This is a genomic window from Colwellia marinimaniae, assembly GCF_002207865.1.
Taxonomy (GTDB): domain Bacteria; phylum Pseudomonadota; class Gammaproteobacteria; order Enterobacterales; family Alteromonadaceae; genus Colwellia; species Colwellia marinimaniae.
Genome location: NZ_BDQM01000479.1, coordinates 1 through 241, shown reverse-complemented (window position 1 = coordinate 241; position 241 = coordinate 1). Strand labels below are relative to the sequence as shown.

General features: G+C 71.4%; 1 protein-coding gene. It reads right to left on the bottom strand.

Annotated elements, in window-relative coordinates; translation table 11 throughout:
- Nucleotides 1-241, bottom strand: a 241-nt coding sequence (locus MTCD1_RS20140; RefSeq protein ID WP_200818715.1) for a hypothetical protein, incomplete at both ends; no start/stop codon positions are given.

The window sequence follows — 241 nt, the reverse complement described above, 5'->3', positions numbered from 1 at the left end:
GCGAAGTGGTGCGGCGCCAGCACCTGGCGCAGCGCGCTCATCTTGCCGTCGGTGCCGATGGTGATCATGTAGTTGCGCCGCCCGGCCGGCTGGCGGTTGTACTCCAGGGTGCGCGCGCCGTCGGCCTCCTGCCAGACCTGCTCGGGCTCGCCAAAGCGCGCACGCACGTCCTGCTCGGTGGAGACGCCCTCTTCCAGCTCGCGGATGCGCTGCTCGTCGCAGCCCGCCAGCAGGGTGAGCA